Here is a 25,287-nt window from a genome sequence, read left to right as displayed (position 1 = left end):
ATAGGTAACGGCGCATGGTGACTTCCGTAAAATGGTGTCTATGGCTAAGAAAACTAAAGGTAAGAAGAGCGGCGCAGCAACCGCCGCCGTAGCACTGCTGACCGAGACGAACACCCCCTTCCAGATGCGCGAATACGAGCACGTTGAGGGCGTCACCTCCTTCGGTGAAGAGGCCGCGAAGAACCTCGGCGCCTCCGAGGAGCAGGTGTTCAAGACCCTGCTGATTGTGCACGAGAAGGATTTCGCGGTCGCAATCGTGCCCGTGTCTGGCAAGCTGAACATTAAGGCCGCCGCCGCTGCTCTGGGGTGGAAGAGCGCCTCCATGTGCGACCCGAAGGTCGCTGAGCGCCGCACCGGCTACGTGGTGGGCGGTATTTCTCCGCTGGGTCAGAAGATCCCCTCCCCTACCCTGCTGGATGAGTCTGCGCAGCTTTTTGACACGATCATGGTCTCTGGCGGTAAGCGCGGTTTGGATGTTGAGCTCGCCCCGGACGACCTGCTGAAGCTCACCAACGGCAAGTACGCTGATATCCGCGCGTAGCGGGAATAACCCGCCCGGCCGCGGCGTTACATATGTCGTAAGAGCCTGGGCATGAGAGCAAACTGAAGGAGTCATGATGGGCAATTCGCTACCCGGCGTGGGTGCTATCGCCAAGAACTGGCGTGAGGTGCTCAAGCCTGAAGAGTACGCTGTTCTGCGTGAGGGCGGCACCGAGCGCGCGTTCACGGGCGAGTACTGGAACACTCACACTGAGGGTGTGTATTCGTGCCGTGCCTGCGGTACGGAGCTGTTCCGTTCTGATCAGAAGTTCGATTCGCATTGTGGTTGGCCGTCGTTTTTCGCGCCGCTGGCTGAGGACCGTGTGCGTTACCTGGAGGACACGACGTTCGGTATGCGCCGTGTGGAGGTGCGTTGCGCCGCCTGCGATTCGCACCTGGGTCACGTGTTTGAGGGTGAGGGCTACCCGACTCCCACGGATTTGCGGTATTGCATTAATTCGGTGTGTCTGACGCTGGCCCCGGCTGGTGAAGCACAGCCTGGTGATACTCCGGTTGACGAGGCGGAATCCGCCGAATAGAGCCCGGCAAGCCCCCTCGCGGGCACGCCGGTGAACCCCTTATTGTGAGTCTCTCTAAATTCGAGGCTTTAGGCTCGGACGGGTAGAATGGCGTAGTGCCTTCGCGGGCACGCCACCCCGCCCGGGCTCATGTTTGCTCGGGCGTACGCCTACCGGGCATCTGGCGCATCGTATGGGCGCGTCGAACCAGGCAGAGGAAAAGGATTGAGTGCATGAGTACCGCAGCTGAACAGAATGCCGCAGGCACCCCTCAGCTGACCCTTAACGGTATCGAAGTTCCGGACGTTGTTCCTCTGGAGACCCCTTCTGCACCGATTCCGACCCTTATCAACACGGAAAGCGGGTTGCGTCGTGCCGCTGAGCAGTTGGCGGCGGCGTCCGGCCCGGTGGCTGTTGATACTGAGCGTGCCCAGGGCATCCGCTACGGTTCGCGTGCTTTTTTGGTGCAGCTCAAGCGTGAAGATCAGCTATACCTGATTGACCCTGAGGCGTTTAAGGATTTGCGCATTATTAACGATGCTCTGGCGGATGCTGAGTGGGTTATTCACGCCGCAATTCAGGACTTCCCGAGCCTGGATATGCTCGGTATGCGCCCGAACCGTCTGTTTGATACGGAGCTTGGTGCACGTCTTGCCGGTCTGGAGCGCGTGAACCTGGGTGCGACCGTTGAGGAGCTACTCGGCTATAAGCTGGCGAAGAAGCACTCGAAGGAAGACTGGTCACGCCGGCCCCTGCCAGAGTCCTGGCTGAACTATGCGCTGCTGGACGTTGACGTGCTCATTGATTTGCGTGACGCAATGGAGGATTTGCTCCGCCAGCAGGGTAAGCTGCAGTACGCCCTGGAGGAGTTTGAGTACCTGTGCAAGAGCCCGGTGAAGGATCCGACGAATCAGCCGGAGCGTTGGCGTAAGACGAAGGGCCGCACGTTGTTGCGTTCGGTCAAGCAGCTGACGGCGTTGCGTAACCTGTGGCTTGAGCGTGACTCGCTGGCGCGTAAGAAGGACGTTGATGCGAAGCGTCTGCTGCCCGATTCTGCGATTGTGGAGGCGGCACGCACCATGCCGCGTAACGTGCCCGCTATTATGTCGATCCCTGGTTTTCAGACGCGCGGTTTGCGTCGTGAGGGCCCGCGCTGGGTGCGTGCTATTGCCGCGGCGGCACGCGGTGAGAACGCCGTACCGTTTACTTTGCCCTCGACTGCCCCGCCGCCGTTGAAGGCGTGGGAGTCTAAGCGCCCGGAAAACTTGGCACTGTTCACTGAGGTTCGTCAGACAATTGATGAGCTCTCGGAGGAACTGACCATCCCGGCGCAGAACCTGATCACGACCGATTATGTTCGCCGCCTCTGCTGGGAGCCGCCGGCTCGTTTTGACGAGCAGACCCTGCGGGATGCGCTCGCCGAGTACGGTGCGCGTTCGTGGCAGACGGGTCTGGTTGCCCCCGTGATTGCGCCGATTTTTGCCCGTCACCTGGGGTAGCTTTCTCTAACGCTGAATAGATGTGTGTGCCGGTTGGGTGTGTTGCTGATGCGACCACCCGACCGGCATTTTGTGTACCTCGGGAGTTTGACACGGTAGTTTGAGACGGTAGTTTGTCTCCGGTGCAAACGTGAACCAAGCTTAGCCTGCTCTCATTCGATTTTTGTCCCAAACCGGCATAGGGTGGGAGAGTACACGAAAGGAACCACCATGCCCGCACCCAACGGATGCTGCCGCTCTCAGAAGGCATGCGCCTCCCCTGCTACTGAATCTGCCGCTACTGAATCTGCAACCGTCGACACCGCAGTCGATACCACAGAAACTGATTCTTCTGCTCGCGTCTTCTCCCGCCGCGCAACCCTCATCACCGGTGCCGTCGCATCCGGTGCGCTGCTCGCCTCCTGCGCTGAAGGTGACTCCAACGTTACCGCACCCGAAGGCACCGTTGAGGTGGGTTCCGCTTCCGCAGTGGGCGTGGGCAAGGCGGCACGCCTGACCCACGGCTCCACGACCGTTATCGTCTCCCAGCCGTCCGCGGGCGAGTACAAGGCGTTCAGCACCGTGTGCACCCACCAGGGCTGCCAGGTGCAGGTGCAGGACTCCAACCGTATCGTGTGCCCCTGCCACGGCTCCGAGTACGCCGTAGCTGACGGCTCGGTCGTGCACGGTCCTGCAGAGGAGGCGCTGACCAGCTACCCGGTGCAGGTGAAGGGCGGCAAAATTTTCGTTAGCGGCACCGGCAACTCCTAAAACCGGCGGCTCAGAACCTACGTACAGCAAAACCTCTATACAGCAAGACCTGCGCACAGCAAAGCCCCGCCCATCACAATCGATGGGCGGGGCTTTGTGCTGTCTTATGGTGCCCGCTGCTACTGATGCTTGCTATTGCGGCGCGCTACTGAGAGAAGCTCAGGCGGCACTCAGGTACGACCGTTAGCGGGTGTGGCGCGGCTTCTGGCCCTCTTCACGAGCGAACGGAACCTTATCGCCAGCCAGCTGCGCACGCAGATCCGCGATAATGGTTTCGGCGGTCAGGCCGACCTCCTCCAGAATCTGCTCGCGAGAAGCGTGCGGAATGAACTCCGCCGGAAGACCCAGCTCGCTCAGCGCGGTGTCCACGCCAGCCGCACGCATTTCCTGGCGGATGCGCGAACCCACACCACCGGAACGCACGCCGTCCTCAATGGTCACCACGATGCGGTGATCACGAGCCAGCTCAACGACCGAAGACGGCACCGGCATCACCCAGCGCGGGTCAACCACGGTGGACTGAATACCCTCGGCGGCAAGCACCTCGGATGCTTCCAGAGCCACGCGAGCCATAGCGCCCACGGCAACGAACAGCACGTCACGCTGACCGGTCTCCGGGTGGGGTTCACCGGTGCGTGCCAGCACGTCCACGCCGTCGCTGCGGCGCTCCAGGGCGGGAATGTCCTCACCCACGGAGCCCTTCGGGTAGCGAATCACGGTCGGTGCGTCGTTGATAGCTACAGCCTCACGCAGTTCTTCGCGCAGGGTCGCGCCATCACGCGGAGCCGCCAGGTGCAGGCCGGGAATGAACTGCAGCATCGCCAAATCCCACATGCCGTGGTGGCTTGCACCGTCCGGGCCGGTAATGCCGGAGCGGTCCAGCACCACGGTCACGCCCGCCTTGTGCAGGGCAACGTCCATGAGCAACTGGTCAAAGCCGCGGTTCAGGAAGGTTGCGTAGAGGGCAACCACCGGGTGCATGCCGCCGTACGCCAGGCCGGCACTCATCGCCACGGCGTGCTGCTCAGCGATACCTACGTCAATAACGCGCTCGGGGTGGCGCTTCTGGAATTCGCGCAGACCCACGGGAATGAGCATCGCGCCGGTAATACCAACGACGTTCTCCTGCTCATCCGCAATATCTGCGATTTCGCGGCCAAAGACGCTCGTCCACGACTCGGAGGTGCTGGTCGAGACATCCTCACCGGTCAGCGGGTCAATCTGGCCCACCGCGTGGAATTGGTCGTCCTCATTAGCACGGGCGGGTGCGTAGCCGTGGCCCTTCTCGGTAATGGCGTGCACGATGACCGGGCCGGCGTAGTTCTTTGCCGCGGTCAGTGCGTTCTCCACAGCCTGCTGGTCGTGGCCGTCAATGGGGCCCACATACTTCATACCCAGGTCTTCGAAAATACCCTTGGGCACGACGACGTCCTTAATGCCCGCCTTCATGCCGTGCAGGCCGCGGTACACCATCTGACCGACGGGGCCGCCACGCTGCAGACCGATGCGCACCGCATCCAGTGCGTGGTCGTAGCGGTGATCGAGGCGCACGCGGTCCACCTGTTGCTGCACGCCGTGCTTGAGCTCAGAGAGCTGGTTTGCGAAACCGCCAATGGTCGGCGCGTAGGAGCGGCCGTTATCGTTGACCACAATCACGACCTTGCGGGTGCGGTCGGCAGCAATATTGTTCACAGCCTCCCACGCCATGCCGCCGGTCAGCGCGCCGTCACCAATGAGGACCACGGTGTAGCGGTCATCTTCACCGTTGAGCTTGTGCGCGCGAGAAATACCGTCAGCCCACGAAATCGAGCTGGATGCGTGCGAAGAAGCAATAATGTCGTGCTCAGACTCGCCACGATCCGGGTAGCCGGACAGGCCGCCCTTCTGACGCAGCGTCTTAAACGCGTGACGACCAGTCACCAGCTTATGCACATAGGACTGGTGGCCGGTGTCGAAAAGAATGTTGTCCTTGGGAGATTCGAAGACACGGTGAATGCCGAGGGTCAGCTCCACAACGCCCAGGTTCGGGCCCAGGTGACCGCCGGTCGCCGACACATTCGTCACGATGAACTGGCGAATTTCCTTAGAGAGCTCCTCCAGCTGCTCGTAGCTGAGGTTCTGCAGGTCCGCCGGGGACTGAATACCCGGGAGCAACTTGGCAGTGGCACCATTACCAATGCTGTAGTCGGCGGTGGGTGCGCCACCGGCGGCGCTATTCGGGGTCTCCTCCTGCGGCAATGCGTTTTCAGCGGACATACACCCACACTCCTCAAGGTCGGGGCACGGCTCATTCCGTGCGTTGGTTCTTCAATGATTCTACCGTTTAAGGTGCCAAAAAGCAGATTTATGCGCCCGCAGAGCAAGACGCACCGGGTTGAGCGAAAACGGCCTGAAATAACCCCTAGTGGGCAGGCTGGTGAACAGCCCAACCCGCCCAACACGGCGATTATTTGCTTCTTTGTTACAGCTACTAGCTGCGCGCTACTTGGTGCGGCGGCGGCGCGGACGAGGCTTCGCCGGGGCACGCTCAAAAAGCGCCACCGACTCCACGTGATGCGTATTCGGGTACATATCGAACGCCCGAAGCTGCACCATGTCCCAACCCAGCTCACGCAAAATACCGGTGTCACGGCCCAGGGATGCCGGGTCGCACGCCACGTACAGAATACGCTTGGGGTCTAGCGCATCCAGGCGTTCCAGGGTGGTTCGGTTCGCGCCCTCACGGGACGGGTCAAGGACCACCGCATCAATGGCGGGGATTTCACCAAATTCAAGGGCGGTCTTCAAATCGACCAGGTGGCGCGCCACGTCGCCGCGAATCACCTCGATGCGGGTGTCCGCAGAGTTCTCGGTGCGGGAGCAGCCATCCGGCGCGAAGTTCGAGCGCGCATCCTTATGGGTCACCGGGGAGCCCTCAATACTGACGACAGTACCCGTTGCACCCACGGCATCCGCGAGCGCGGCGGTGAACAGGCCCGCGCCGGCGTATAGGTCGAGGGTGCATTCACCTTCCTGCGGGCGGAGCATGGTGAGCATGGTTCCGACCATGGTGGAGGGGGCGGCGCGGTGAATCTGCCAGAAGCCGCCGGCGGACACCTGGTAGCTGAATCGGCGGGACCCGAAGGTGACTTCTTCGGTGACGGAGCGCAGGCCTGCGCCGAGCAACTGGTCGCCTTCGGGTACGCGGCGGTAGGGGGTGTGGGAGGAGCCGGGGCGGCGGCGCTTGGGCTTGCCGTTGGAGGTGGACTGCGGGGTGAAGAAGAGGGAGATTTTGCGCTTGGCGAGCAGTCCCCAGGCGTCGGCTGCCTGCTGTTCGATGTCCTTGGCTACCTCTTCGATGGAGAAGCGCGGGTCAACGATAAACTGCAGTAGGACCCTGCCGCGGGAGGAGACGGTTGCCTCGACTTCGCGTACGCCGCGCAGGTTTAGTTTCTCAAGCTCTAGGTTGCGCAGTTCGGTTGCGGCGAGGGGAAAGTCTACGACCGGTACGGGCAGGGAGGCGCGGTACGGGTGCATACCGACGCGCCAGGTGACGGCGGGGCTCTTCTTGCCGCTGTTCTTCTGGCTGCCGGGCTGGGTGCGGACCTTGGTCACGTTGTAGCGCACGCGGGTACGCCAGGACAGGCCCTCGCTGTTATCGCGCAGAGGCAGCTCTTCAACGATGAGGTTGGTCAGCAGGGGCGATTCGAGGGGCAGACCGCCCAGTCGGTTGATTTGGGTGCGGACGATATCGGTCTTGTAGCGTCGCTGCTCAGCCAGGCTGATGTGACCGTATTCCATGCCGCCGAGTAGTTCGGGTACGCCGGTTGCTGCGGCGCGTTCCTCGTCGGTGGCGAGCGCATCCGCCTGGATCCAGGGGTGGGGGCGGCGTGCCAGGGAAGGTACGGGTACGGAGACAACATCTGCAAAGTAGAAGCGGCGCTTGGGGCCGATGGCGGTGATACGCACTTCTGCCTGTTCGCCGACGATGCCGTGACGCACGAAGATGACCCCCTGTTCGGTGCGCGCTACGAAAGCGCCGCCGTGTGCGGGTGCCTCACAGGTGACGGTGAGGGTCTGCCCGACGCTGTATCCGTCTACGTTGTTGGAGGCGGCAGGCGTGGTAGCAGTGTGGGTCACAGCATTGTCTCCTAAAGAATCACTTAATGTGAACTATTTTACACCGGTTTGTACCTTTACTCCGATTCCGACGCCCCACAGGGGGCACCAAATAGGCTGCAAAGGGCAAAGTCCAGGCGCTATGCGGGGTGCTCAAGCAAAGTTGCGGGGCAATTGACTGGGCTCGGCGCTGGGCAATCATACTGGGCACCAGGCAAATATTTCTGGGCGCTGGGCAATCATACTGAGCGCTGGGCGATTATTACGGCTGGCGCTTCTTCTCGCGCGCCACAGCGTCCGCCTCGTGCAGGCGACCGCGGTACACCGCGTGGCGGTTACTCTGAATCAGCTCGCGGCCTCCACCGGCAGAACGGGTCACGTTCGGAGCGACTGCCGCCGTAGAACCGTCAGCCTCTGCGGTCGAATCGTTGGCAGTTTCTTTACCTTGCAGGCGCTGATCAAAAATTTCGTCGTACACTTCGTCCTCGTGCATCGCCCACGGCACGGTCGCGGTCATCACGCCCGGCTCATGCAACAGCGCCTGCTTGAGGCGGCGCACCGTGCGGCGGTGCAGAAGACGCTGCCACCAGTGCTCCACCACGAACTCGGGCAGGTACACCACCAAAATATCGCGGGGCGACTTCTTGCGGCGGCGGCGAATATACGAGACGACCGCCTCCACGGTGTCACGGTACGGCGAATCAATCACCGACAGCGGCACCGGAATGCCCAGGGCGTACCAGCGCTTCTTCACGACCTCCAGGGCGGCGCGGTCGTTGTTAACAGTCAGCGCCTCAATCGTGGAGGGGCGACCGGCACGCGCATACGAGAGGGCGCGAACCGCCGGGCGGCGCACACGCTCCACGTACACGATGGCGTGCACACGCGAAGGCAGGGCCGCCACATCCGCAACGGATTCAGCGTTCAGGGGGATGTCCAGGGCGGCATCCACCGCATCGTAGTGGCGGCGAGTCACAACCATACCTCCAACCATCAGGGCAATCATTCCAAGGGAGAGCCACGCACCGGCGGCGAACTTCGTCACCACGACGGTGACCAGCACCGCGGCGGTCACCATCACGCCCACCGCAGAGACCGCAATATCGCGCAGCAGGGCGCGGCGCGGCATCTGCGCCAGGGTGATGCGCAGCAGACGCATGCGGTAGCGCACCACCGCCAGCTGAACCAGCACCATGGACAGGCACATGCCCACGATGTACAGCTGAATCAGCGAATACACGTCCGAATTAAAAACGGTGGTGAGGAAAATCGAAATCGCAGACAGCGCCAGCACACCGTTCGCGTACAGGCCGCGCGAATCCACGCTGCGGAAGAACACTGGTAGGTACTGGTAGTCGGCCAGCGACGAAGCAATCACCGGGAAGCCCGTAAACGCGGTCAGCGAGGCAATAATCAGCACGCCCACCGTGGCAAAAACCAGCAGCTGCGCGAAGAACGGCACACCCTGATAAATTGCCAACGCCACCTGGTACAGCGCAGGCTTCTGGTGGAAGTACTCCCCCGGCGTGTGCCCGTCAATGAACAAGAAACGGGTCGTATCGTGCACCATGTGAACGCGGGTTGCCGCCGCAAAACCGAGCAGGCTCACCAACAGCACCGAGGTAATGACGCCCATCAGCATCATGGTGACCGCCGCATTGTATTTCTTCGGGCGGCGGAAGTACCTCACCGAATTAGAAATCGTCGAAACACCCGAGAACGCCACCAGGCCCGCAGAGAAAGATCGCGCCAGAAGCAATATCAGCGCCAGGCCCTCCAGCGAATGGGTCTCCAGCTCAGGGGCAATCACGTAGGTTGCAGACTCAGCCAGCGGCAGAGTACCCGTGGCGGCACGAACCCAACCCACAATGAGGGTGACCCCCAACAGCGCCAAGAAAACGTACAGCGGCCAGTACGCAATCTTTCCCAGCAGCTGCACGCCACGCAACGCAAACAGCGTCAGGGCAACAATGAGCAGCACCGCAATGAGGGTGCGCCAATCCTGAATCTGCGGGTACAGCGCCACCAAAAACGAGGACGCCGAAGACATAGACACCGCCACCGTGAGCATATAGTCCATCAGCGAGGATGCACCCATCACGATCGAGGGCAACGCACCCAGTTTGCGGTGCACCAGCTGAATATCGCCCTCGGAAGCAATCTGGTTGATGTTGTACCGATACGTGCCAATCACCAGCAGACCCACCATCGCCACACCCAAACCAATCCAGGGTGAAAAAGCGAGCGCAGAGGCACCCGCAGCGGCAAGGGTCAGGATCATCTGGTCGGCTGCGTAGGCGACCGAAGAGATGCCGTCGGCACCGAAAAGAGGCAGGGCGTAGCGCTTCGGCAGCGCGACTGCCGAAAGATTTCGCGTGCTGACCGGCTGACCGATCAGGGCGATGCGCATTTTATCCCAACGATTCCTCACGCTGTTAAGGCTATCGGTCGCGGCTTCAAAGCTCAATTTTATTCAGCCGAATAGTGGGCATTGCGAGCGGAATATCACGGAGCATCGGCGTGGAGGCTCACCCGCCCATTACACTGGTAGAGGTAGGCGGTAACGCCTTATCACCGTAAAACATCAACACTCGGAGGGATGTATGCCTCACTTCGTCATTATGGGTGCCGGACGCGTGGGCGTCATGCTGGCGCGCACTCTGGAAGCTTCGGGGCATACGGTCGCCGTCATTGACCAGGACGAACGTGCTTTCCAGCCGCTGCGTAAGGGCTTTGAGGGCCGCCTGGTGACCGGTGTCGGTTTTGATGAGGACACCCTCAAGCGTGCCGGCATTACTGAGGCGTACGCTTTTGCCGCAGTCTCTTCGGGCGATAACTCGAATATTATTGCCGCCCGTGTGGCACGCGAAATGTTCAAGGTGAAGAACGTTGTGGCGCGTGTGTACGACCCGAACCGCGCCGAATTCTTTCAGCGCATGGGCATTCCCACTGTGGCATCGGTGCGTTGGTCCACCGACCAGGTGCTGCGCCGTCTGCTGCCCGAGCAGGCACTCAAGGGCGACTTCCGCGAACCCTCGGGCCGCCTCATGCTCACCGAAATTCCGCTCGACGACGGTTGGGCGGGTCATGCCCTGACCAGCATCGAACGTGCCGCCGGGGTGCGCATCGCCTACATCACCCGCTTTGGTGAGGGCATGCTCCCCCGCCCCGACAGCGCCTACCAGCAGGGCGATAGTGTGCACGTCATGATGCGCACCGACGACGTTGCGGACGTAACCCGCATCCTCTCCCGCCCGCCGCGCATTGAAGACGAAGAAGCAGAAGCTGAGGGGGACTACGCCCCCGCCTCGGGCCACCGCAAGTACCCCCACGCCCCGAAGAAACCCGCCGAACAGAAGCACAACGACGGCCCCGTTATCGAGCATGAATTCCACCTCGGTGACACTCCCCCGGAGCTGCCCGACCCCCTCGAGCTCATCGGCCGCCATCGTGATTCCTCGAAAGGTGAGAAGTAAGTGAAGGTCCTTATTGTTGGTGCCGGTTCTGTGGGCGCCTCCATCGCTAAAGAGCTCATGATGAACGGCCACGACGTGACCATCATCGACTCCAAGCCCGAAGCGAAGAAGCGCGCCGATCTGCCCGGCGTGCGCTGGCATATTGGTGACGCCTGCGAGCTGTCCGTGCTGCGCCAGGTGCACCCGAACAAGGCGGACGTGGTCGTTGCCGCAACCGGTGACGACAAGGCAAACCTGATGACGTCCCTGCTGGCTCGTAGTGAGTTTGGTGTGCCCCGCACCGTGGCGCGTGTGAACAACCCGCGTAATGAGTGGCTTTTTGATGACTCCTGGGGCGTGGACGTCGCCGTGTCCACCCCGCGCCTGATGACCGCCCTCGTCGAGGAAGCCGTGGAAGTCGGCGACGTGGTGCGCCTGCTGACCCTGCAGGCTGGCGGCGCGACCCTTGCCGAGTACACGGTGCCGGACGGCCACCCCGTCATCGGGTACCGCGTGGACCACGTGCAGTGGCCCGTCGATACGGTGCTCACCGCGATTCTGCGTGACGGCGCGCCGATCCCGCCCAGTGCCGACGTGGCGATTGAGGGCGGCGACGAGCTGTTCTTCATCACGACCATTGCCGGTGAGGATCAGATTCGCGCGCTGTTTGCATAGCACTGTTCGCATAGCGTTTATACGTAAGTTTTTGAGGAGGCGAAAGCCCCGGTCACGGGTACCGGGGCTTTCGCATACTTCTATGAAGTTCTTCTAGTATGAAGTTGTGGGGTTAGCGGCTTTCTGAACCGTCAACCTCGGCGGTGTCGGCAGCTTCGGCAGTTTCGTCAGCCTCGGGGTCCTCGCTCACCGGCGCCTCCTCGGGAGCCGACACACGCCACGCCAGCCACACGCCCAAAGCGTACAGCGGCAGGCCCATGATTAGGCGGGTCGCGCCCAGCGCCTCCACATTATTCGCAAAATACAGGGGCACCTGCACGGCAAGGCGCAGCATCATCAGCACGGTAATAATCCAGGTGGCCAGCATGTACTGGCGCAGGCGCACCGGGTTCTGGCGCCAGCTCAGCGCCTCACCGCGAATGACCGCGAAAATCAGGCCCATCAGCGGCCAACGCGCCAACATCGACAGCAGGTACGCCAGGATGTACACGCCGTTCGTCCAGAAGCCCACCACAAAGTAGTCGCTCGCATTACCGGTACGGTACGCGGCAAACGCACAAATCGCCACGCCCACCAGACCGGTCAGCGCACTCACCAGCTTAGAGCCCTGCACCAGGCGAATCAGCGTGAACACGCCCGCCGCAGCCAACGCCGCAATCAGGGACAGGTTCAGTTCCTTCGTCACGGTGAACAACACCAGGAACGCCACAGCGGGCAGGGAGGATTCCACCAGGCCGCGCCAGCCGCCGATAGCGTGCAGAATATCCACATCACCGTTAGCGGTGCGGCGCATATTCGCACCCATGGAGGCGCTCAGGCTCTGCGCCAGCTGATTTTCCTCCCGCGCCGGGTCAGCAGCCGGGCTAGTTGCGGGGTTAGCGTTCGGATCGGGCTGGGTCGAAGACTGCTCAGCGCTCATATTTTCCCTTCTCCACAAAGAATTGCGGTACGATCTCATAGCGCGGGTTATAAATCACCGGCTGATGAGCCCTCACCGACACCACACCGGAACAGCGCAACAACGCACCGGCAAGCACACCGGGCACCATCCGCTGCCCCTGCCACTTCAGCAGCACCCTATCCCCCGGGTTGAACGGCGCATACGGCGGGAAAGACACCTCGTGAGGCTCCTGCACCGCCACGGTCGCCAAAGACGCCGTGTTCAAATGGTGCTGCTTCTCGAGGTCCTCGGATTCCTCCTCGAAATCCTCACCGGGCGGCTCCACAATCGGCATACCAATCAGCGCCAGCGGACTCGACCACTGCAGGGGCTTCGACTTAGCCACCACCAGCTCGGCACGGTACATCGGCTTATCCTGCAGCGCAGGTAGCCATACCTGCTCCACGCGTCCGGCAAGGCGTACGCGAAAGCGCTCGGGGTACCCGGGAGCAAGAATCTGCTCCTCAGGAACCGCGAGCGCACTCGGGTAGTTCGAAAACTCAGGCATTAGCCAATCTCGGTAATCTCAGGGCCGCGGCGAGGCATCGGGCGCAGCTTGCTGTGCTCGTTCTCGGTTTCTTCCTCAACGGCGGGCTCTTCCTCAGCCACAACCAGGTCGGCGGGCAGAGTCATGGGCAGCAGCTCGCGCGGCGGGCGCGGGTCGTCGCCACGGTCCACCACGACAGTGCGGAAGACTTCCTCCACGGAGGCGGCAGCCTTATCGTCACCGAGCACAGCCGCGCCGGAGATGACGCCGCGCAGGAACCAGCGGGGGCCGTCCACACCCACGAAACGGGCGATGCGCTCGCCGGGCTGACCGTCCGGGGTGACGGCGGGCAGGCGGGTCAGCATCTCGGCACCGAATACGCCAGCGTAGATTTCGACGATGCCGCCCTGGGATGCGACGGACTCGGTCAGGTCGTGACGGATGTCGTCCCAAATGCCGGTGGTGCGCGGTGCGGCGAATGCCTGCACCTGCAGGGTTGCGCCGTCGCGGGTGATGGTTGCGGCGATCACTGCGCCGGTTGCGTCATCAGTTTCGAGGCGCAGGTTCATGCCGTCGAGTAGCTTGATGCGCAGCGCACCCAGGTCGACGTAGTCTTCGAGGTCTTCGGCGGTGACTTCTTCAATGTCGTGCGGGCCGTTGACGCGGTCGTACTTGATGACCTCGGGTGAGTTCTCCTCTTCCTTCAGCTCCTCAACCTCGACGTTGGTCTCCTCAATCTCTTCGGCGACAGCCTTGTCGATGGCGGCCTTTTCAGCCTCCTCGGCGCGCTTCTTCTTACCAAATCCGAACATGGTATTCCTACTTTCACCGCACGCAGGGTGCGGGGGTTTCTTCTCTTCTCTCGTGCGACAATCGCGGTGAGAGCAGACTAGTGGATGCCGCTGGAGCCGAAGCCGCTGGAGCCGCGTTCGGTCTGTTCCAGTTCATCCACCACGGTAAAGGTTGCGTGCTCGTACTTCTGAATGATCAGCTGGGCGATGCGGTCGCCGCGCTGCACGTGGAAGGACTTGGTCTTGTCAGTGTTGAGCAGGGTGACCATCAGCTCGCCGCGGTAGCCGGAATCGACAGTGCCGGGCGCGTTCACAATGGTGATACCGTTCTTGGTCGCCAGGCCGGAGCGCGGGTGCACCAGGCCAACGTAGCCTTCGGGCAGGGCGATTGCCACGCCGGTGGGTACCAGGGCGCGTTCGCCCGGCTCCAGTTCGAAGTCGATGCGGGAGCGCAGGTCAGCGCCAGCGTCGCCGGGCTTTGCGTAAGCGGGTGCGGGCAGCTCGGGGTCGAGCAGCTTAATGTGGACGTTTACGGGGGTCATCATGGTCAATACTCTAACCTTTCGCGGGTGTCTGTGCCATTACCTCGCGCTGTGTTGAGGCTCTACTGCGGGGTGTTTGGGGTGCGTGTTCGCGTTCAGCACGTGCCGCGGTGTGCCGTGTTGGGTGCGACGCGGCGCTGTTTGTGTGTGTGCGCGCGGCTTTCACATACTCAACGGGGCGGGTGCACTCGGCACTCGCCCCGTCATGAGGTGTATGTCGGGTGGGTGTTAGCCCTTCCCGTAAGTTATTAGCCCTCGCACTCGATGCAGTAGGACAGGCCGCCCTCTTCGCGTGCAATCTGCGAGCGGTGACGCACCAGGAAGCAAGATGCGCAGGTGAACTCGTCGTCCTGAGCGGGCAGAACAACAACGTTCAGCTCCTCGTTGGACAGGTCAGCACCGGGCAGCTCGAAGCTCTCAGCTGCGCTGTTCTCGTCTTCGTCCACCGCACCGGACTGCATCTCGGAACGGCGGGCGTTCAGCTCCTCGTAGGACTCTTCGTTCTGCTCTTCGTCCTGCTTGCGAGGTGCATCGTAATCAGTTGCCAAACTTTCACGCTCCGTTGGTTCTGTGGCTGTGTGTTGAACTGGGCCACGCTGGTTTAATGAGTGCTCTAGGTGCCGCTGGTGGGGATTTAACCCCGACGGCATGCCAGGTATTGTTCACCATTGGCACCCTATTTGTCTAATCCTGGGTAGGCTTTGGACTGTTTTGGCGTCACATTCTAGCTTTTTCGGTCCGAAAAGTACATCTTTTTTTGGGGAAAATCCCGCCTCCGCTACTGATTTACCGCGCTTTCACGGTACCCTGGTAGGTAGTTTGCGTTCCGTGCAACACATTCACGAACGCGTCCGGTTCACCTATGGAGGTTCTCATGCTTGAACTGCGTCTGATTGGCGTTCACGATGACGGCGAAAATCTGGTGCTTGAGTCTGCTGACGGCACCCGCTTCTTGTTGCCGATTGACGCGAACCTGCGCACGAGCATCACCAAGGCTCGCCGTATTCAGCCTGCCCGCGGTCTGGGCGCTAAGGGCACCTTCGGTCCGCGCGATATTCAGACCCGTTTCCGTCAGGGTGCCTCCGTTGAGGAAATCGCTGAAGAGTCCGGTTGGGAGCCGGAGCGCGTGCGCCGCTACGAGTGGCCGATTGTTGCTGAGCGCGCGCACATTATTCGTGCCGCTCAGAGCGTGAAGATTGGTCGCCGCAGCTCCGCTTCGGGTACCGCACAGATTCCCGTGACCCTGAGCGCCCGCATTGAGGAAGTCTCCGAGCGTTACGGTTTTGAGGACGCAACCCAGGACTGGACCACCCGCCAGCAGGAGAACGGCCAGTGGCGCGTTGAGGTTGATATTGCGCTGAAGGATTCGGTGCGTCAGAACCTGCCCGCGCAGGTCGTCTTCCCCGCACGTTGGGTGTACAACCCGGCGAACCAGGGCCTGTACGCGTCGAATGAGGCGGCGTACTTCCTGATGGGCAATAGTGAGGACGCTGTCGCCGCCGCCGCGAAGAAGGCTCCCGTGGAGGTTCCTCCCGCCCGCCTGCCGAAGGCACCCGAGCCCGCACCGGCACCCCTTACTTCCTCTGAGAGCGCTGATGAGCGTAAGCTCAAGGAGCTTCTGGAGCGTGCCCGTTCGGTGCGCCCGGCACAGGTTGAGGAGCCCGAGGTGTTCGTGCACCGCGAGCCTGCCCAGCCCGCTGCACCTGTTGCGTCTGCCCCGGCAGCACCTGTTGCACCGGCGGCTCCGGCTACACCCGAGCCCACCGCAGAAACCACCGTAGAAACCACCGACCCGCTGGCTGTGGATTCGGAAGCACCCGCTGAATCCGTTCCGGTCGAGTCCTTCACCCTGGCGGCACCCATCGAGGATGCACCGGCAGCTGAGGCTACTGAGGCGCCCGTTGCTGAGGCGCCCGCTACTGAGGCACAGCCTGAGTCCGCCTCCGCCGTGTCTGTATCTGAGGAGAAGCCCAAGCCTTCCTCCTCGAAGAAGCAGCGCGTGAGCGTTCCGGCATGGGATGACATCATCTTCGGTAGCCGCAAGTAAGCGAGCGCCCTCGCGCCGCCCGATAGGGGCATCTAGGCAGTAGCTTCTAGGCAGGGGCTTTAGGCAAGGGCATCTAGACATACGAAAACCGCTGGTTATTCACCCGAATAACCAGCGGTTTTCTATGCCCTCTGATGTTTTAGAAGACTAGTACTTTAGAAAGTCTTGAGCATGCGCAAGGGCACCAGACGCTCAGCGTCCGTGAGCGAACCGTGCTGACCCACCATGTGCAGGGCACGCTCCTGGTAGTGGCGCATATCGTACAGCGCCCAGTCGTCGCGAGCGCACACCATCAGGTCGCCAATGCGGGCGCGTGCCGCATCCATGATGACCGGGCCGAAGTAGCCGGCGCGCATCAGTTCGCGCGAGTCAATCACCCAGGCGCGCTCGCCCCAATACTGCGCCCAACGCTGAGCGGTGGCGGTACGTGCCGCCTCCGAAGTGTCTTCCAGGTACAGGTGTACGGCGCGCGGTTCACCCGCAGTCATTGCGATGTTGCGGGTCAGCTCCTCAACGCCCGAGTAGTCGATGCGCTGGTGCTCGGGCACGTTTACCATGCCGTGATCGGCGGTCACGAAGAGTGCCGCCCACGCCGGGGCGCGCTCCGCCAGACGCTTCAGAGCCGAGTTCAGCTCCTCCAGCTGCTGCAGCCACTCGTCGCTGCCCACGCCGTAGCGGTGGCCCGCCGCATCAATCTCGCCCCAGTACAGGTACACGGTGGTCGGGGTGCGGCTGGAGAGCGCCTCCAGGGCGTAGGTGACGCGGGCGTTATAGCCGACGGCATCCACAAAGTCGCCGCCGCGCAGCGCCGCCTCGGTCAGACCCGTGCCGCGGTACTTACCCAGCGAAATGGTCAGCACGCGGCGGTTCGTATGGTGGCGTTCCAGCACGGTCGGCAGCGGCTGCCAGGCGTGCGGGTCCACCGACTGATCCCAGCCGGAGAGGTGGTTCATGACCGAGCCCGCTCCCCCGTTACCAGCTGGGTTGCGCACCTCGTAGCCCGCAATGCCGTGCGCGCCGGGTGCCGTACCGGTACCCAACGAGGTGAGGGAGGCGGCGGTCGTAGTGGGGAACGCGGCGTCCAGCGGGCCCAGGTTCAGGGTCTTACGCAGGGCGGGCGCGTAGCCGCCGTAGCTATTGATAAGCTGCTCGCCCAGGCCATCCACCATCACCACGCAGGCGTGACGGAACGAAGCCGGGTCAACGTCATGCTCCGCGAGGCGACCGGCAAGGTTCAGCGGGTCGGCTGCAGAGTTGAACGCCGGGTCGGAATCCAGGGCGTGCGCGGGGCGCGCCAGGCTTCGCTGAGCCACCAGAGAGGAGGCGGACTCCAGCACATCGGCGATGCTATTGCTACCGTAGGCGGGCGCGGGAGGCAACGGCGCGCCCAGAACATCGTGCAGGGTGGTCTGTACCGTCATAAGGTCCTCTCAGGGGTGTGGCGGGTGTGTGAAAGTACGGGGCACCGCGCGGGCTGTTATTGTGCGGCGAGCGCTACCACCGGTGCTTATCGGTGGTGCTTATCGGTGGTGCTTATCGGCGGGTTGCGTACATGCGGGCACGGTGCAGAGCACGGGCAAAATGCTGCGCACGCTGAACCGACTCCGGGCCGTCAGCGGTCGCAGAAACACGCACCGCAATGTCCTCGCGGCGCGCATCGCCGGTGAAGCCGTGGTCGGCGTTGCACTGCGGATCCTGGCAGCCGGCAGGAGCCAGCTCCATGTGCAACGAACCGGTCCAGGCAATCTGGAAGGAAATCTCAGTCGGGGCGGTGCTACCGGCGTTGTACGCCTGCGGCTGGCTGAAACCGTAGCTGATGGTGACCGCGTTCAGGGCGCTCAGGTGCACCGACTCCACGCTCACGTGCGCCACGGTACCCTGCGCGTCACCTTCAAGGTGCTGGTCGTCCAGGTGCGCAAAGATGACGTGCTCACCGCAGAGCACCATCACGGTGATGTGGCGGTGAAAATCATCGCGTGAGAAGTGGGTTTCATGCTGTACGAAGTGCGCGTCCGGGTTCATGCCCGCCAGCGCGTCATCCACCACTTCCAGCACGAGGTCGGGGTAGAAACCGGCATGCTTAATGTCTGCGACCAGTTGCTCGCGTTCGGGGGTGGTGGCGTACATCGTACCTCTTTCGTGCGGTGCCCTCATGAGGCGACGTCGGTCGGCGCACACGATGAAGGCGGTTAGGTATTACTCCCCTCTACCTTAGAGGGTTCCAGCCGGGCTGTGCTACTTGACCACGCTAATACAGGCTCATATGACGGTGTGCGCTCCCCCGGTGCGCTTCGGTTACTGCCCCGCAACCGTCTTGGCGCACCCCACAGATGACGCCGACCAGCCAGCCCGTCTCATCCGCTACCACCCGCTAAAATAAGAGGAGCGAAAACACACCGACACGAGGAGATATATGGCTCGCCGATCCAAATCCGCCGTCAGCGACTACCCGGTGGATGTGGTAGAGAATATCGTCGACATCGACGTATCCGCCGAGATGGAAACCAGCTTCCTGGAATACTCCTACTCGGTGATTTATTCGCGCGCCCTCCCCGACGCCCGCGACGGCCTCAAGCCCGTGCAGCGCCGCATCCTCTACATGATGCAGCAGATGGGTCTGCGCCCCGACAAGGGCCACGTCAAGAGCGCCCGCGTGACCGGCGAGGTCATGGGTAAGCTCCACCCGCACGGCGACGCCGCCATCTACGACGCGATGGTGCGCCTCGCCCAGCCCTTCGCGCTGCGCCTACCCCTCGTTGACGGTCACGGTAACTTCGGCTCCCTCGACGACGGCCCGGCAGCCGCCCGATACACCGAAGCACGCATGGCGCCCGCCGCGCAGGCACTCACCGCGGATCTCGAAGAAGACGTGGTTGACTTCGTACCGAACTACGACAACCAGTTCATGCAGCCCTCCGTGCTGCCCGCAGCGTTCCCGAACCTGCTCGTCAACGGCACCACCGGCATCGCGGTCGGCATGGCAACCAACATGGCGCCGCACAACCTGCGCGAGGTCATCGCCGGTACCCGCCACCTCATCGCCCACCCCGAGGCGAGCCTCAAAGACATCATGAAGTTCATCCCCGGCCCCGACCTGCCTACCGGCGGCACCATCGTGGGTCTGGGAGGTATCCGTGACGCTTACGAAACCGGCCGCGGCACCTTCAAGACCCGCGCGAAGGTCTCCATCGAGCAGGTCAGCCCCCGCAAGCAGGGCATTGTCGTCACCGAACTGCCGTACATGGTCGGCCCCGAAAAGGTCATCGAAAAGATCAAGGACGGCGTCAACTCCAAGAAGCTCACCGGCATCTCCGACGTGGTCGACCTGACCGACCGCACCAACGGTCTGCGCCTCGTCATCGAAATCAAGAACGGCTTCAACCCGGAGGCGGTGCTCGCCGCCCTCTACAAGCACACTCCGCTTGAGGATTCCTTCGGCATTAACAACGTGGCGCTCGTGGACGGTCAGCCGCAGACCCTCGGCCTGCTCGACCTGATGCGCGTGTACATTGACCACCGCCTGAACGTGGTCCGCCGCCGCACCGAATTCCGCCTGGGCAAGCGCACCGACCGCCTGCACCTGGTGGAGGGCCTGCTCGTGGCGATTCTCGACATTGACGAGGTCATCCAGATTATTCGTGAGTCTGATGAGACCGCTCAGGCACGCGAAAAGCTGAAGGTTGTCTTCGATCTGACCGACACCCAGGCGAACCACATTCTGGAGCTGCGCCTGCGCCAGCTCACCAAGTACTCCCGCCTGGAGTTGGAAGCAGAACGCGACACCCTGCAGCAGGAAATCGCAGAACTGCAGCGTATCCTCGGCTCCGATGCGGCGCTGCGCGAACTGGTCTCCGAGGAGCTCGCCGAGGTCGCCGAACGCTACGGCACCGACCGCCGAACCCAGCTCAAAACCAAGGACGAGATGCAGGTCGCCATTGAGGCAGTTACCGCGCAGTCCAAGGCGAAGAAGAGCCTGGGCCTCGCCCTCGAAATCGCGGACGATCCCTGCTGGGTGCTGCTTTCGGCCTCCGGCATGATGGGACGCACCCCCGGCAAGCCCATCCGCGAGGCGCTCGTGGATCCCGGCAAGCGTTTCAAGCACGACGTTTTCACTTCGATTGTGCCGACCACCGCGCGCGGCGAAATCGGTGCCGTGACCTCCGCAGGACGCATGGTGCGCCTGTCCGTCATGGACATTGCGGTGCTGGACGAGAACGGCGGCACCCCCTCCATGGCGTCGGCGGTGAAGGCATCTGAGCTGGTTCAGCTCGCCAAGGGCGAGAAGCTGGTCGCCCTCGTACCGCTGAACACGGTGCTGGCGCTGGCAACCGCGGGCGGCGTGATCAAGCGCCTGAACCCGGATTACCCGCTGAACCAGACCGAGTGGGACATCATGAAGCTCAAGGACGGCGACGAAATCGTAGCCGCCGCCCCCTGCCCCACCGACGATGCGGTACTCACCTTCGTCACCCGCGACGCGAAGCTGCTGACCTTCGACGCGGCGAAGGTCCGCCCGCAGGGACGCACCGGCGGCGGTATCGCAGGCATCAAGCTTGCTGATGGCGACCGCCTCATCGCCCTGGGTGTGACCGCGCCTGGCGACGCGGCGGAGGTCGTGACCATCACCAACGGCAAGGACGGCCTGGCGAGCGCCAAGGTCACCGCCCTGAGCGAGTACCCGCAGAAGGGCCGCGCGACCGGCGGTGTGCGTGCGCACCGTTTCCTCACCGGTGAGAGCCAGCTGGCTCTGGCGTGGGTGGGTGTGGGCCCGGCGAAGGCGGCGTCCTCCGGCGGTGTGGCTCGTTCCCTGCCGACCGAGCACGGTGCCCGTGACGGTTCCGGTGTGATGCTCACTCAGAGCATCGGCATTGTGGGCCCGAACTATGCGGCTGTTTCTGCTGCGCTGGCGGTTAGCCCGGAGGGTGAAAAGCTCTTCTAGGCGCGCCGTTCACGGCCTTTCGACCTTAGGTTGCTAACGAAGCCGGGGGTGAAGACACGTTGTGTGTGTCTTCGCCCCCGGCTTTTATGTGGTGTACCTTAAGTAACACAGCACACATTTATTGACGCATTATTCTTAGAGGATTTGTCGTGCTTGATTTACTGTCCGTCACACCAGAGTTATTTATCGTGCTCCTGCTCGCTGCCTTCTGCGCGGGATGCATCGACTCTGTCGTGGGCGGAGGCGGCATGATCCAGCTCCCCGCCCTGCTCATGGCGCCCGGATTCTCACCCGTCGCCGCCCTGAGCACCAATAAAGTTGCCAGCGCCATGGGCACTTTGACGAGCGCCTCAACCTATATTCGCTCGCTCAAAATCCCGTGGAAAATCCTGCTCCCCGTAGCGTTCGTGGCGTTCTGCGCCTCAGCCGCCAGCGCGTACTGCGCCACGATCCTGCCGGCACATATTTTCCGCCCCGCCATTGTGGTGGTTCTAGCCGCTATCCTCGTCTTCTCTGTGCTACAACCGCGCATACCTCGCGGGCAGCCTCGCGCGCTCACAACCTCGTCGTTCCTAGTACGCGGCTTTGTGCTGGGTCTGATTCTGGGCGGCTATGACGGCATCCTCGGGGCTGGCACCGGCGCGATGATGCTCGTCGCCCTGCAGGTAGCCATGGGCTACGATATGCTCCACGCAACCGCAGCCGCCAAGGTTCTCAACACCGCCACCAACCTCGGCGCACTCCTCTACTTCATTCCGCTGGGCTCGATTCACTGGCTCCTCGGAATCGCCATGGGATGCGCCAACATGACGGGAAGCTGGGTTGGTGCCCGCACCGCAATTCACCTGGGCGAGCGGTTCATTCGCCGCGTGCTCGTTATCGTTATGACCCTCATGCTGCTGCGGTTGAGCGCTCAGATACTCGGCTGGGTCTAGCTCTCTCCTCCCCCACCCACACCTGAACCTATCCGCGCGGAGATATAAACACTCAGAACTATCTGAGCACAAAGAAATGCCCCGGTACTTTCACGAAGTACCGGGGCATTCCTCGCAGTTTCTTGCGTTCAATCTCGCCCGTAGTGGCTACGCTCAGCTGCGTTTAGAGGCGAACCACCTCGTCGCAGCGGGCAATATCCTCAGGACGGTGCGACACCAGAACCGTAGCCACGGAGCTGGAGCGGGTCGCCGCATCCAAGTCAGCCATCAGCGCGCGAGCAGACTCAGCGTCCAGGTGCGCGGTCGGCTCATCCAGCAGCAGCACCGGCGAGTTCACCAGCAGGGCACGAGCCACCGCCAGACGCTGACGCTGACCGCCCGACAAGAAGGAACCGCCAGCACCCACCGGGGTGCGCAGGCCCTGAGGCAGAGCGTCAAACCACTCGCCCAGACCCACACGGCGCAGCACCTCAATCAGCTCTTCCTCGCTCGGGCGATCCGAACGGTCACGAGCCAGCATCAGGTTACCCTCAAGGGTCGACTCGAAAATGTGAGCCGCCTGCGGGCACCACGCCGCGTAGCCGCGCAGCTGCTCACCCTCCAGGACCTCACCGGAAGCCAGCACGCGGCCGGATTCCAGCGGCAAGAATCCCAGAACGGTGGCAAGCACCGTAGACTTACCGGAACCGGAGGGGCCGGTCACCGCAGTCCAGGAGCCGGCGCGGGCGTTCATGTTCAGGTCGGTGAAGACCGGGTGATCCATGCCGGGCCAGCGGGCGGCTGCGTCCTGCAGGCTCAGTGCCGGGGCGGGGTCGGTGACCTTCACGCCGAGTTCCTGCGGGGTGCCGCAGCTGACCAGGGTGGGTTCGCCGGGCTTCGGCGGGCGCGGTGCGCCAGCCTTAGAATCCGCCTGAGCGCCAGCCGCAGATTCGGGGCGGTCAAAGCGGTGGGCGCGCTGACGGTCAGCTTCCAGCAGCTCCTCCATCTCGGCCTCCGCGCGGGCACGCAGACGCTCAGCACGACGCGGCAGAACGTGGGTGTCCACCTCAGCCTCGGTCGGCACGGAACGCTTTAGGGTCGAGGTCGCAACAACACCCTCCAGGGATACGTCACGCACGCTCGGGGCAATCGTTGCGAGCAGGCGGCTGAACGCGGGCCAGGAGCGGACCGCCTCAACATGGCCCAGGGAGCTTTCCAGCATGCCGGTGCACAGCAGCACCACAATCGCCGCTTCGGGGGCACGCACGGTGCCGTCAACAGCCAGCGGGTACGCAATGACTGCGCTCGCCAGAGCCGCACCGAACCAGCTGAGGGTCACGAGGGTACGGCCCACGCCCTGAGCGGTCGAGCCCTTCTGCAGGGCGGACAGGTTCTCGGCGTCCAGGGCGCCGTTAGCCTTCTCAGCGGTGGTTGCCACGCCGTTAGCGCGCAGATCCTCAGCCGCCGAAAGCATGCCGGTACCCAGGCGCAGCATCTGCGCGGTGGAGCGGCGAGCCAGCGCCTCCGCACGGGCATCGGCGCGCAGCACAATCCACGGAGCCACAAAAGTGCTGACCAGCACGGCAAGTAGGACCGGAATCAGAGCCTGCGGCAGGATGCACGCGGTCGTAATCAGCGCCGCGGTCATGACCAGCAGGTGCGCAGCCGGCGGGATAATAACGCGCGGCACGCCGTCACGCAGCTCATCAATACCGCCCACGAGGCGTTCGAGCAGCGCGTCACCACGCAGCAGGGCACGCACGCTGCTCACGCTCTGCCATGCGCCAACCCAGGCGCGCAGACGCAGAATATTTGCGGCGGCAAGAACCTTCGAGTGGGTCATCAGACGCTCAGCGTAGCGGGCGCAGGCACGACCCAGACCGAAGAAACGCACGCCCACAATGGCGACCATCAGGTACATCATTGCCGGGCCCTCGGCAGCGCGAACAATCAGCCAGCCGGACAGCGCGGTCAGTGCCGCAGCCATCAGGGACGTAATCGCAGCCATAATCACCGGGCCGGTTGCGGCGCGAACACCAATACCGGTTAGTTCCTTCAGGGTGCGCAGGCTTGCGAACAGGCCGGCAGGCTCGGCTTCCTGAACCTCGGCAGCTGCGGAGGCGCCCGCCGGGGCGGTGCTTTCAGCCTCGTACTCTTCCCGATCCTTGAGCAGGTGCGCGGGGGCTTGCGCAGGAACCGCAACGCGGGCGGTGTTCGCCTCGGCGGTCCAGGTGTAGCCCTGAGCAGTCTGCACGGCACGAACGAGGGTGTCGCAGCCAGCGGCAAGCTCCTGCTCGTGGGTCACAATCAGCACGGTTGCGCCCAGTTCCGCCAGGCGGTGCAGGGCGCGGGTCACCAGGTATGCCGAGTAGGCGTCCAGGTGCGCGGTCGGCTCATCCACCAGGACGGTCAGCACGGTCTGCTCACCGCCAGCACGGTAGATAGCCTCGGCACGAGCCAGGGTGCGCGCCACGGCGAGGCGGCGCGCCTGACCTGCGCTGAGAGCGCCAGGCTCAAGCGCGGTGAGCTTCTCCATGCCCAGCTGAGCCAGCGGGCCAACCAGCAGCGCGGACTCGGCATCGGTGACGGACAGCTTCTTGGAGTCCATCGCTTCACCGAGCAGAGCGGCTGCACGCTCACGCTCCGCCTCGGTAGCGCTCAGCGCGTAGAGAGCCATTTCGGTCTGCACGGTGGGTGCGGTGAAGACCGGCGACTGCGGAATAACCAGGGTCGTTCCCAGACCGGTCACGCTACCGGTCACGTGCACGGGCTCCTCCGAGCCGGTGGGCACCAGACCCTCACGCACGGCACCGGAGAACACGTTCAGCAGGGTGGACTTACCGCAGCCGGACTCACCCATCACGCCGATCACCGCGCCGCGCTCACCCTGGGCAATTTCACCCTGGGCGGTAGTAACGCGACGATCCAAGTTCAGGGACAGGTTAGTCAGCACGGCAGGACGTGCCGGGTAGCTCACCGACAGGTCCTCAACATCGATGGTGGAAGGCTGAGCCTCTTCACTCTCAGGTGCAGCACTGTCCGCAGCGGCGGCGGGCAGGGGCGCATCAATAATCTTCTGGGCGCTACGCAGG

General features: G+C 63.0%; 20 protein-coding genes. 9 read left to right on the top strand and 11 right to left on the bottom strand.

All coding sequences use genetic code 11. The features are described 5' to 3' along the window. Positions 1-40 precede the first annotated feature (40 nt). From ybaK to QZ822_RS04340, 4 genes are all read left to right on the top strand, one after another. Positions 41-541 (top strand): Cys-tRNA(Pro) deacylase, encoded by a 501-nt coding sequence (gene ybaK / locus QZ822_RS04355; protein WP_294642874.1) that lies wholly within the window; start codon positions 41-43, stop codon positions 539-541. A 76-nt stretch (positions 542-617) separates the two neighbouring features. After that, on the top strand, positions 618-1,079 hold the full coding sequence (msrB, locus tag QZ822_RS04350; RefSeq protein ID WP_294643014.1) for a peptide-methionine (R)-S-oxide reductase MsrB: 462 nt from the start codon (positions 618-620) through the stop codon (positions 1,077-1,079). A gap of 212 nt (positions 1,080-1,291) precedes the next feature. Next, positions 1,292-2,557: an HRDC domain-containing protein gene (locus QZ822_RS04345; protein WP_294642872.1), complete on the top strand. Its 1,266-nt coding sequence runs from the start codon at positions 1,292-1,294 to the stop codon at positions 2,555-2,557. 210 nt (positions 2,558-2,767) lie between these two features. Next, positions 2,768-3,307, top strand: coding sequence for a Rieske (2Fe-2S) protein (locus QZ822_RS04340; protein WP_294642871.1), 540 nt, complete (start codon positions 2,768-2,770; stop codon positions 3,305-3,307). A gap of 183 nt (positions 3,308-3,490) precedes the next feature. Here QZ822_RS04340 and dxs read toward each other — a convergent pair whose 3' ends face one another. From dxs to QZ822_RS04325, 3 genes are all read right to left on the bottom strand, one after another. Further along, positions 3,491-5,563, bottom strand: coding sequence for a 1-deoxy-D-xylulose-5-phosphate synthase (gene dxs / locus QZ822_RS04335; RefSeq protein WP_294642868.1), 2,073 nt, complete (start codon positions 5,561-5,563; stop codon positions 3,491-3,493). Positions 5,564-5,788: 225 nt separating this feature from the next. Continuing rightward, positions 5,789-7,426 (bottom strand): class I SAM-dependent RNA methyltransferase, encoded by a 1,638-nt coding sequence (locus QZ822_RS04330; protein ID WP_294642867.1) that lies wholly within the window; start codon positions 7,424-7,426, stop codon positions 5,789-5,791. 241 nt (positions 7,427-7,667) lie between these two features. Further along, positions 7,668-9,815 carry an APC family permease gene (locus tag QZ822_RS04325; RefSeq protein ID WP_294642864.1) on the bottom strand — a complete coding sequence of 716 codons (2,148 nt, stop codon included), beginning with the start codon at positions 9,813-9,815 and terminating at the stop codon, positions 7,668-7,670. A 193-nt stretch (positions 9,816-10,008) separates the two neighbouring features. On the opposite strand from QZ822_RS04325, the gene QZ822_RS04320 reads away from it, so the two are divergent. Continuing rightward, on the top strand, positions 10,009-10,881 hold the full coding sequence (locus QZ822_RS04320; protein WP_294642862.1) for a TrkA family potassium uptake protein: 873 nt from the start codon (positions 10,009-10,011) through the stop codon (positions 10,879-10,881). Then, the gene (locus QZ822_RS04315) at positions 10,882-11,535 is read left to right on the top strand and encodes a TrkA family potassium uptake protein (RefSeq protein ID WP_294631326.1); all 654 of its coding nucleotides are present in this window, start codon (positions 10,882-10,884) and stop codon (positions 11,533-11,535) included. It abuts the gene before it with no gap. Between the two features lie 112 nt (positions 11,536-11,647). Here QZ822_RS04315 and QZ822_RS04310 read toward each other — a convergent pair whose 3' ends face one another. The 5 genes from QZ822_RS04310 to QZ822_RS04290 form a co-directional block, all read right to left on the bottom strand. Further along, entirely contained in the window at positions 11,648-12,454 is an 807-nt protein-coding gene (locus QZ822_RS04310; RefSeq protein WP_294642860.1) for a DUF3159 domain-containing protein, read from the bottom strand. After that, positions 12,444-12,983, bottom strand: a complete 540-nt coding sequence (locus QZ822_RS04305; protein ID WP_294642858.1) for an asparaginase — start codon at positions 12,981-12,983, stop codon at positions 12,444-12,446. Before QZ822_RS04305 ends, QZ822_RS04310 begins: the two co-directional genes overlap by 11 nt. Beyond that, positions 12,983-13,774, bottom strand: coding sequence for a DUF3710 domain-containing protein (locus tag QZ822_RS04300; RefSeq protein WP_294642857.1), 792 nt, complete (start codon positions 13,772-13,774; stop codon positions 12,983-12,985). The genes QZ822_RS04305 and QZ822_RS04300 overlap by 1 nt, the downstream gene beginning before the upstream one ends. Before the next feature lie 77 nt (positions 13,775-13,851). Further along, a complete protein-coding gene (dut, locus tag QZ822_RS04295; protein WP_070506583.1) occupies positions 13,852-14,298 on the bottom strand; it encodes a dUTP diphosphatase in 447 nt (148 codons plus the stop codon). 245 nt (positions 14,299-14,543) lie between these two features. Next, on the bottom strand, positions 14,544-14,843 hold the full coding sequence (locus QZ822_RS04290) for a DUF4193 domain-containing protein (RefSeq protein WP_005506382.1): 300 nt from the start codon (positions 14,841-14,843) through the stop codon (positions 14,544-14,546). A gap of 326 nt (positions 14,844-15,169) precedes the next feature. On the opposite strand from QZ822_RS04290, the gene sepH reads away from it, so the two are divergent. Continuing rightward, positions 15,170-16,342 carry a septation protein SepH gene (sepH, locus tag QZ822_RS04285; protein ID WP_294642854.1) on the top strand — a complete coding sequence of 391 codons (1,173 nt, stop codon included), beginning with the start codon at positions 15,170-15,172 and terminating at the stop codon, positions 16,340-16,342. Positions 16,343-16,497: 155 nt separating this feature from the next. Here the strand turns inward: sepH and QZ822_RS04280 are convergent, their stop codons facing one another. Together QZ822_RS04280 and QZ822_RS04275 are read right to left on the bottom strand one after the other, a co-directional pair. Then, positions 16,498-17,763, bottom strand: a complete 1,266-nt coding sequence (locus tag QZ822_RS04280) for an alkaline phosphatase family protein (RefSeq protein WP_294642852.1) — start codon at positions 17,761-17,763, stop codon at positions 16,498-16,500. Between the two features lie 112 nt (positions 17,764-17,875). Beyond that, entirely contained in the window at positions 17,876-18,469 is a 594-nt protein-coding gene (locus tag QZ822_RS04275) for a DUF5998 family protein (RefSeq protein ID WP_294642850.1), read from the bottom strand. A gap of 286 nt (positions 18,470-18,755) precedes the next feature. Here QZ822_RS04275 and QZ822_RS04270 point away from each other — a divergent pair, with 286 nt between their 5' ends. Next, complete coding sequence (locus QZ822_RS04270) at positions 18,756-21,281, top strand: DNA topoisomerase (ATP-hydrolyzing) subunit A (protein WP_294642848.1); 2,526 nt, start codon at positions 18,756-18,758, stop codon at positions 21,279-21,281. Positions 21,282-21,430: 149 nt separating this feature from the next. Beyond that, a complete protein-coding gene (locus QZ822_RS04265) occupies positions 21,431-22,216 on the top strand; it encodes a sulfite exporter TauE/SafE family protein (RefSeq protein WP_367118627.1) in 786 nt (261 codons plus the stop codon). 163 nt (positions 22,217-22,379) lie between these two features. Here QZ822_RS04265 and QZ822_RS04260 read toward each other — a convergent pair. Continuing rightward, on the bottom strand, positions 22,380-25,287 hold a 2,908-nt coding region (locus QZ822_RS04260; protein ID WP_294642846.1), incomplete at its 5' end, for an ATP-binding cassette domain-containing protein.

This window comes from uncultured Rothia sp., assembly GCF_916715725.1.
Classification (GTDB): Bacteria; Actinomycetota; Actinomycetes; order Actinomycetales; family Micrococcaceae; genus Rothia.
The sequence above is the reverse complement of the archived record's forward strand: the minus strand, read 5'-3'. Positions and strand labels throughout refer to the sequence as shown.

What these genes read in the sequence shown, in the direction of transcription:
- ybaK (WP_294642874.1), top strand. Translation starts at nt 41, where the DNA reads ATGGCTAAGAAAACTAAAGGTAAGAAGAGCGGCGCAGCAACCGCCGCC.
- msrB (WP_294643014.1), top strand. Translation starts at nt 618, where the DNA reads ATGGGCAATTCGCTACCCGGCGTGGGTGCTATCGCCAAGAACTGGCGT.
- QZ822_RS04345 (WP_294642872.1), top strand. Translation starts at nt 1,292, where the DNA reads ATGAGTACCGCAGCTGAACAGAATGCCGCAGGCACCCCTCAGCTGACC.
- QZ822_RS04340 (WP_294642871.1), top strand. Translation starts at nt 2,768, where the DNA reads ATGCCCGCACCCAACGGATGCTGCCGCTCTCAGAAGGCATGCGCCTCC.
- dxs (WP_294642868.1), bottom strand. Translation starts at nt 5,563, where the DNA reads ATGTCCGCTGAAAACGCATTGCCGCAGGAGGAGACCCCGAATAGCGCC.
- QZ822_RS04325 (WP_294642864.1), bottom strand. Translation starts at nt 9,815, where the DNA reads ATGCGCATCGCCCTGATCGGTCAGCCGGTCAGCACGCGAAATCTTTCG.
- QZ822_RS04320 (WP_294642862.1), top strand. Translation starts at nt 10,009, where the DNA reads ATGCCTCACTTCGTCATTATGGGTGCCGGACGCGTGGGCGTCATGCTG.
- QZ822_RS04310 (WP_294642860.1), bottom strand. Translation starts at nt 12,454, where the DNA reads ATGAGCGCTGAGCAGTCTTCGACCCAGCCCGATCCGAACGCTAACCCC.
- QZ822_RS04305 (WP_294642858.1), bottom strand. Translation starts at nt 12,983, where the DNA reads ATGCCTGAGTTTTCGAACTACCCGAGTGCGCTCGCGGTTCCTGAGGAG.
- QZ822_RS04300 (WP_294642857.1), bottom strand. Translation starts at nt 13,774, where the DNA reads ATGTTCGGATTTGGTAAGAAGAAGCGCGCCGAGGAGGCTGAAAAGGCC.
- dut (WP_070506583.1), bottom strand. Translation starts at nt 14,298, where the DNA reads ATGATGACCCCCGTAAACGTCCACATTAAGCTGCTCGACCCCGAGCTG.
- sepH (WP_294642854.1), top strand. Translation starts at nt 15,170, where the DNA reads ATGCTTGAACTGCGTCTGATTGGCGTTCACGATGACGGCGAAAATCTG.
- QZ822_RS04280 (WP_294642852.1), bottom strand. Translation starts at nt 17,763, where the DNA reads ATGACGGTACAGACCACCCTGCACGATGTTCTGGGCGCGCCGTTGCCT.
- QZ822_RS04275 (WP_294642850.1), bottom strand. Translation starts at nt 18,469, where the DNA reads ATGTACGCCACCACCCCCGAACGCGAGCAACTGGTCGCAGACATTAAG.
- QZ822_RS04270 (WP_294642848.1), top strand. Translation starts at nt 18,756, where the DNA reads ATGGCTCGCCGATCCAAATCCGCCGTCAGCGACTACCCGGTGGATGTG.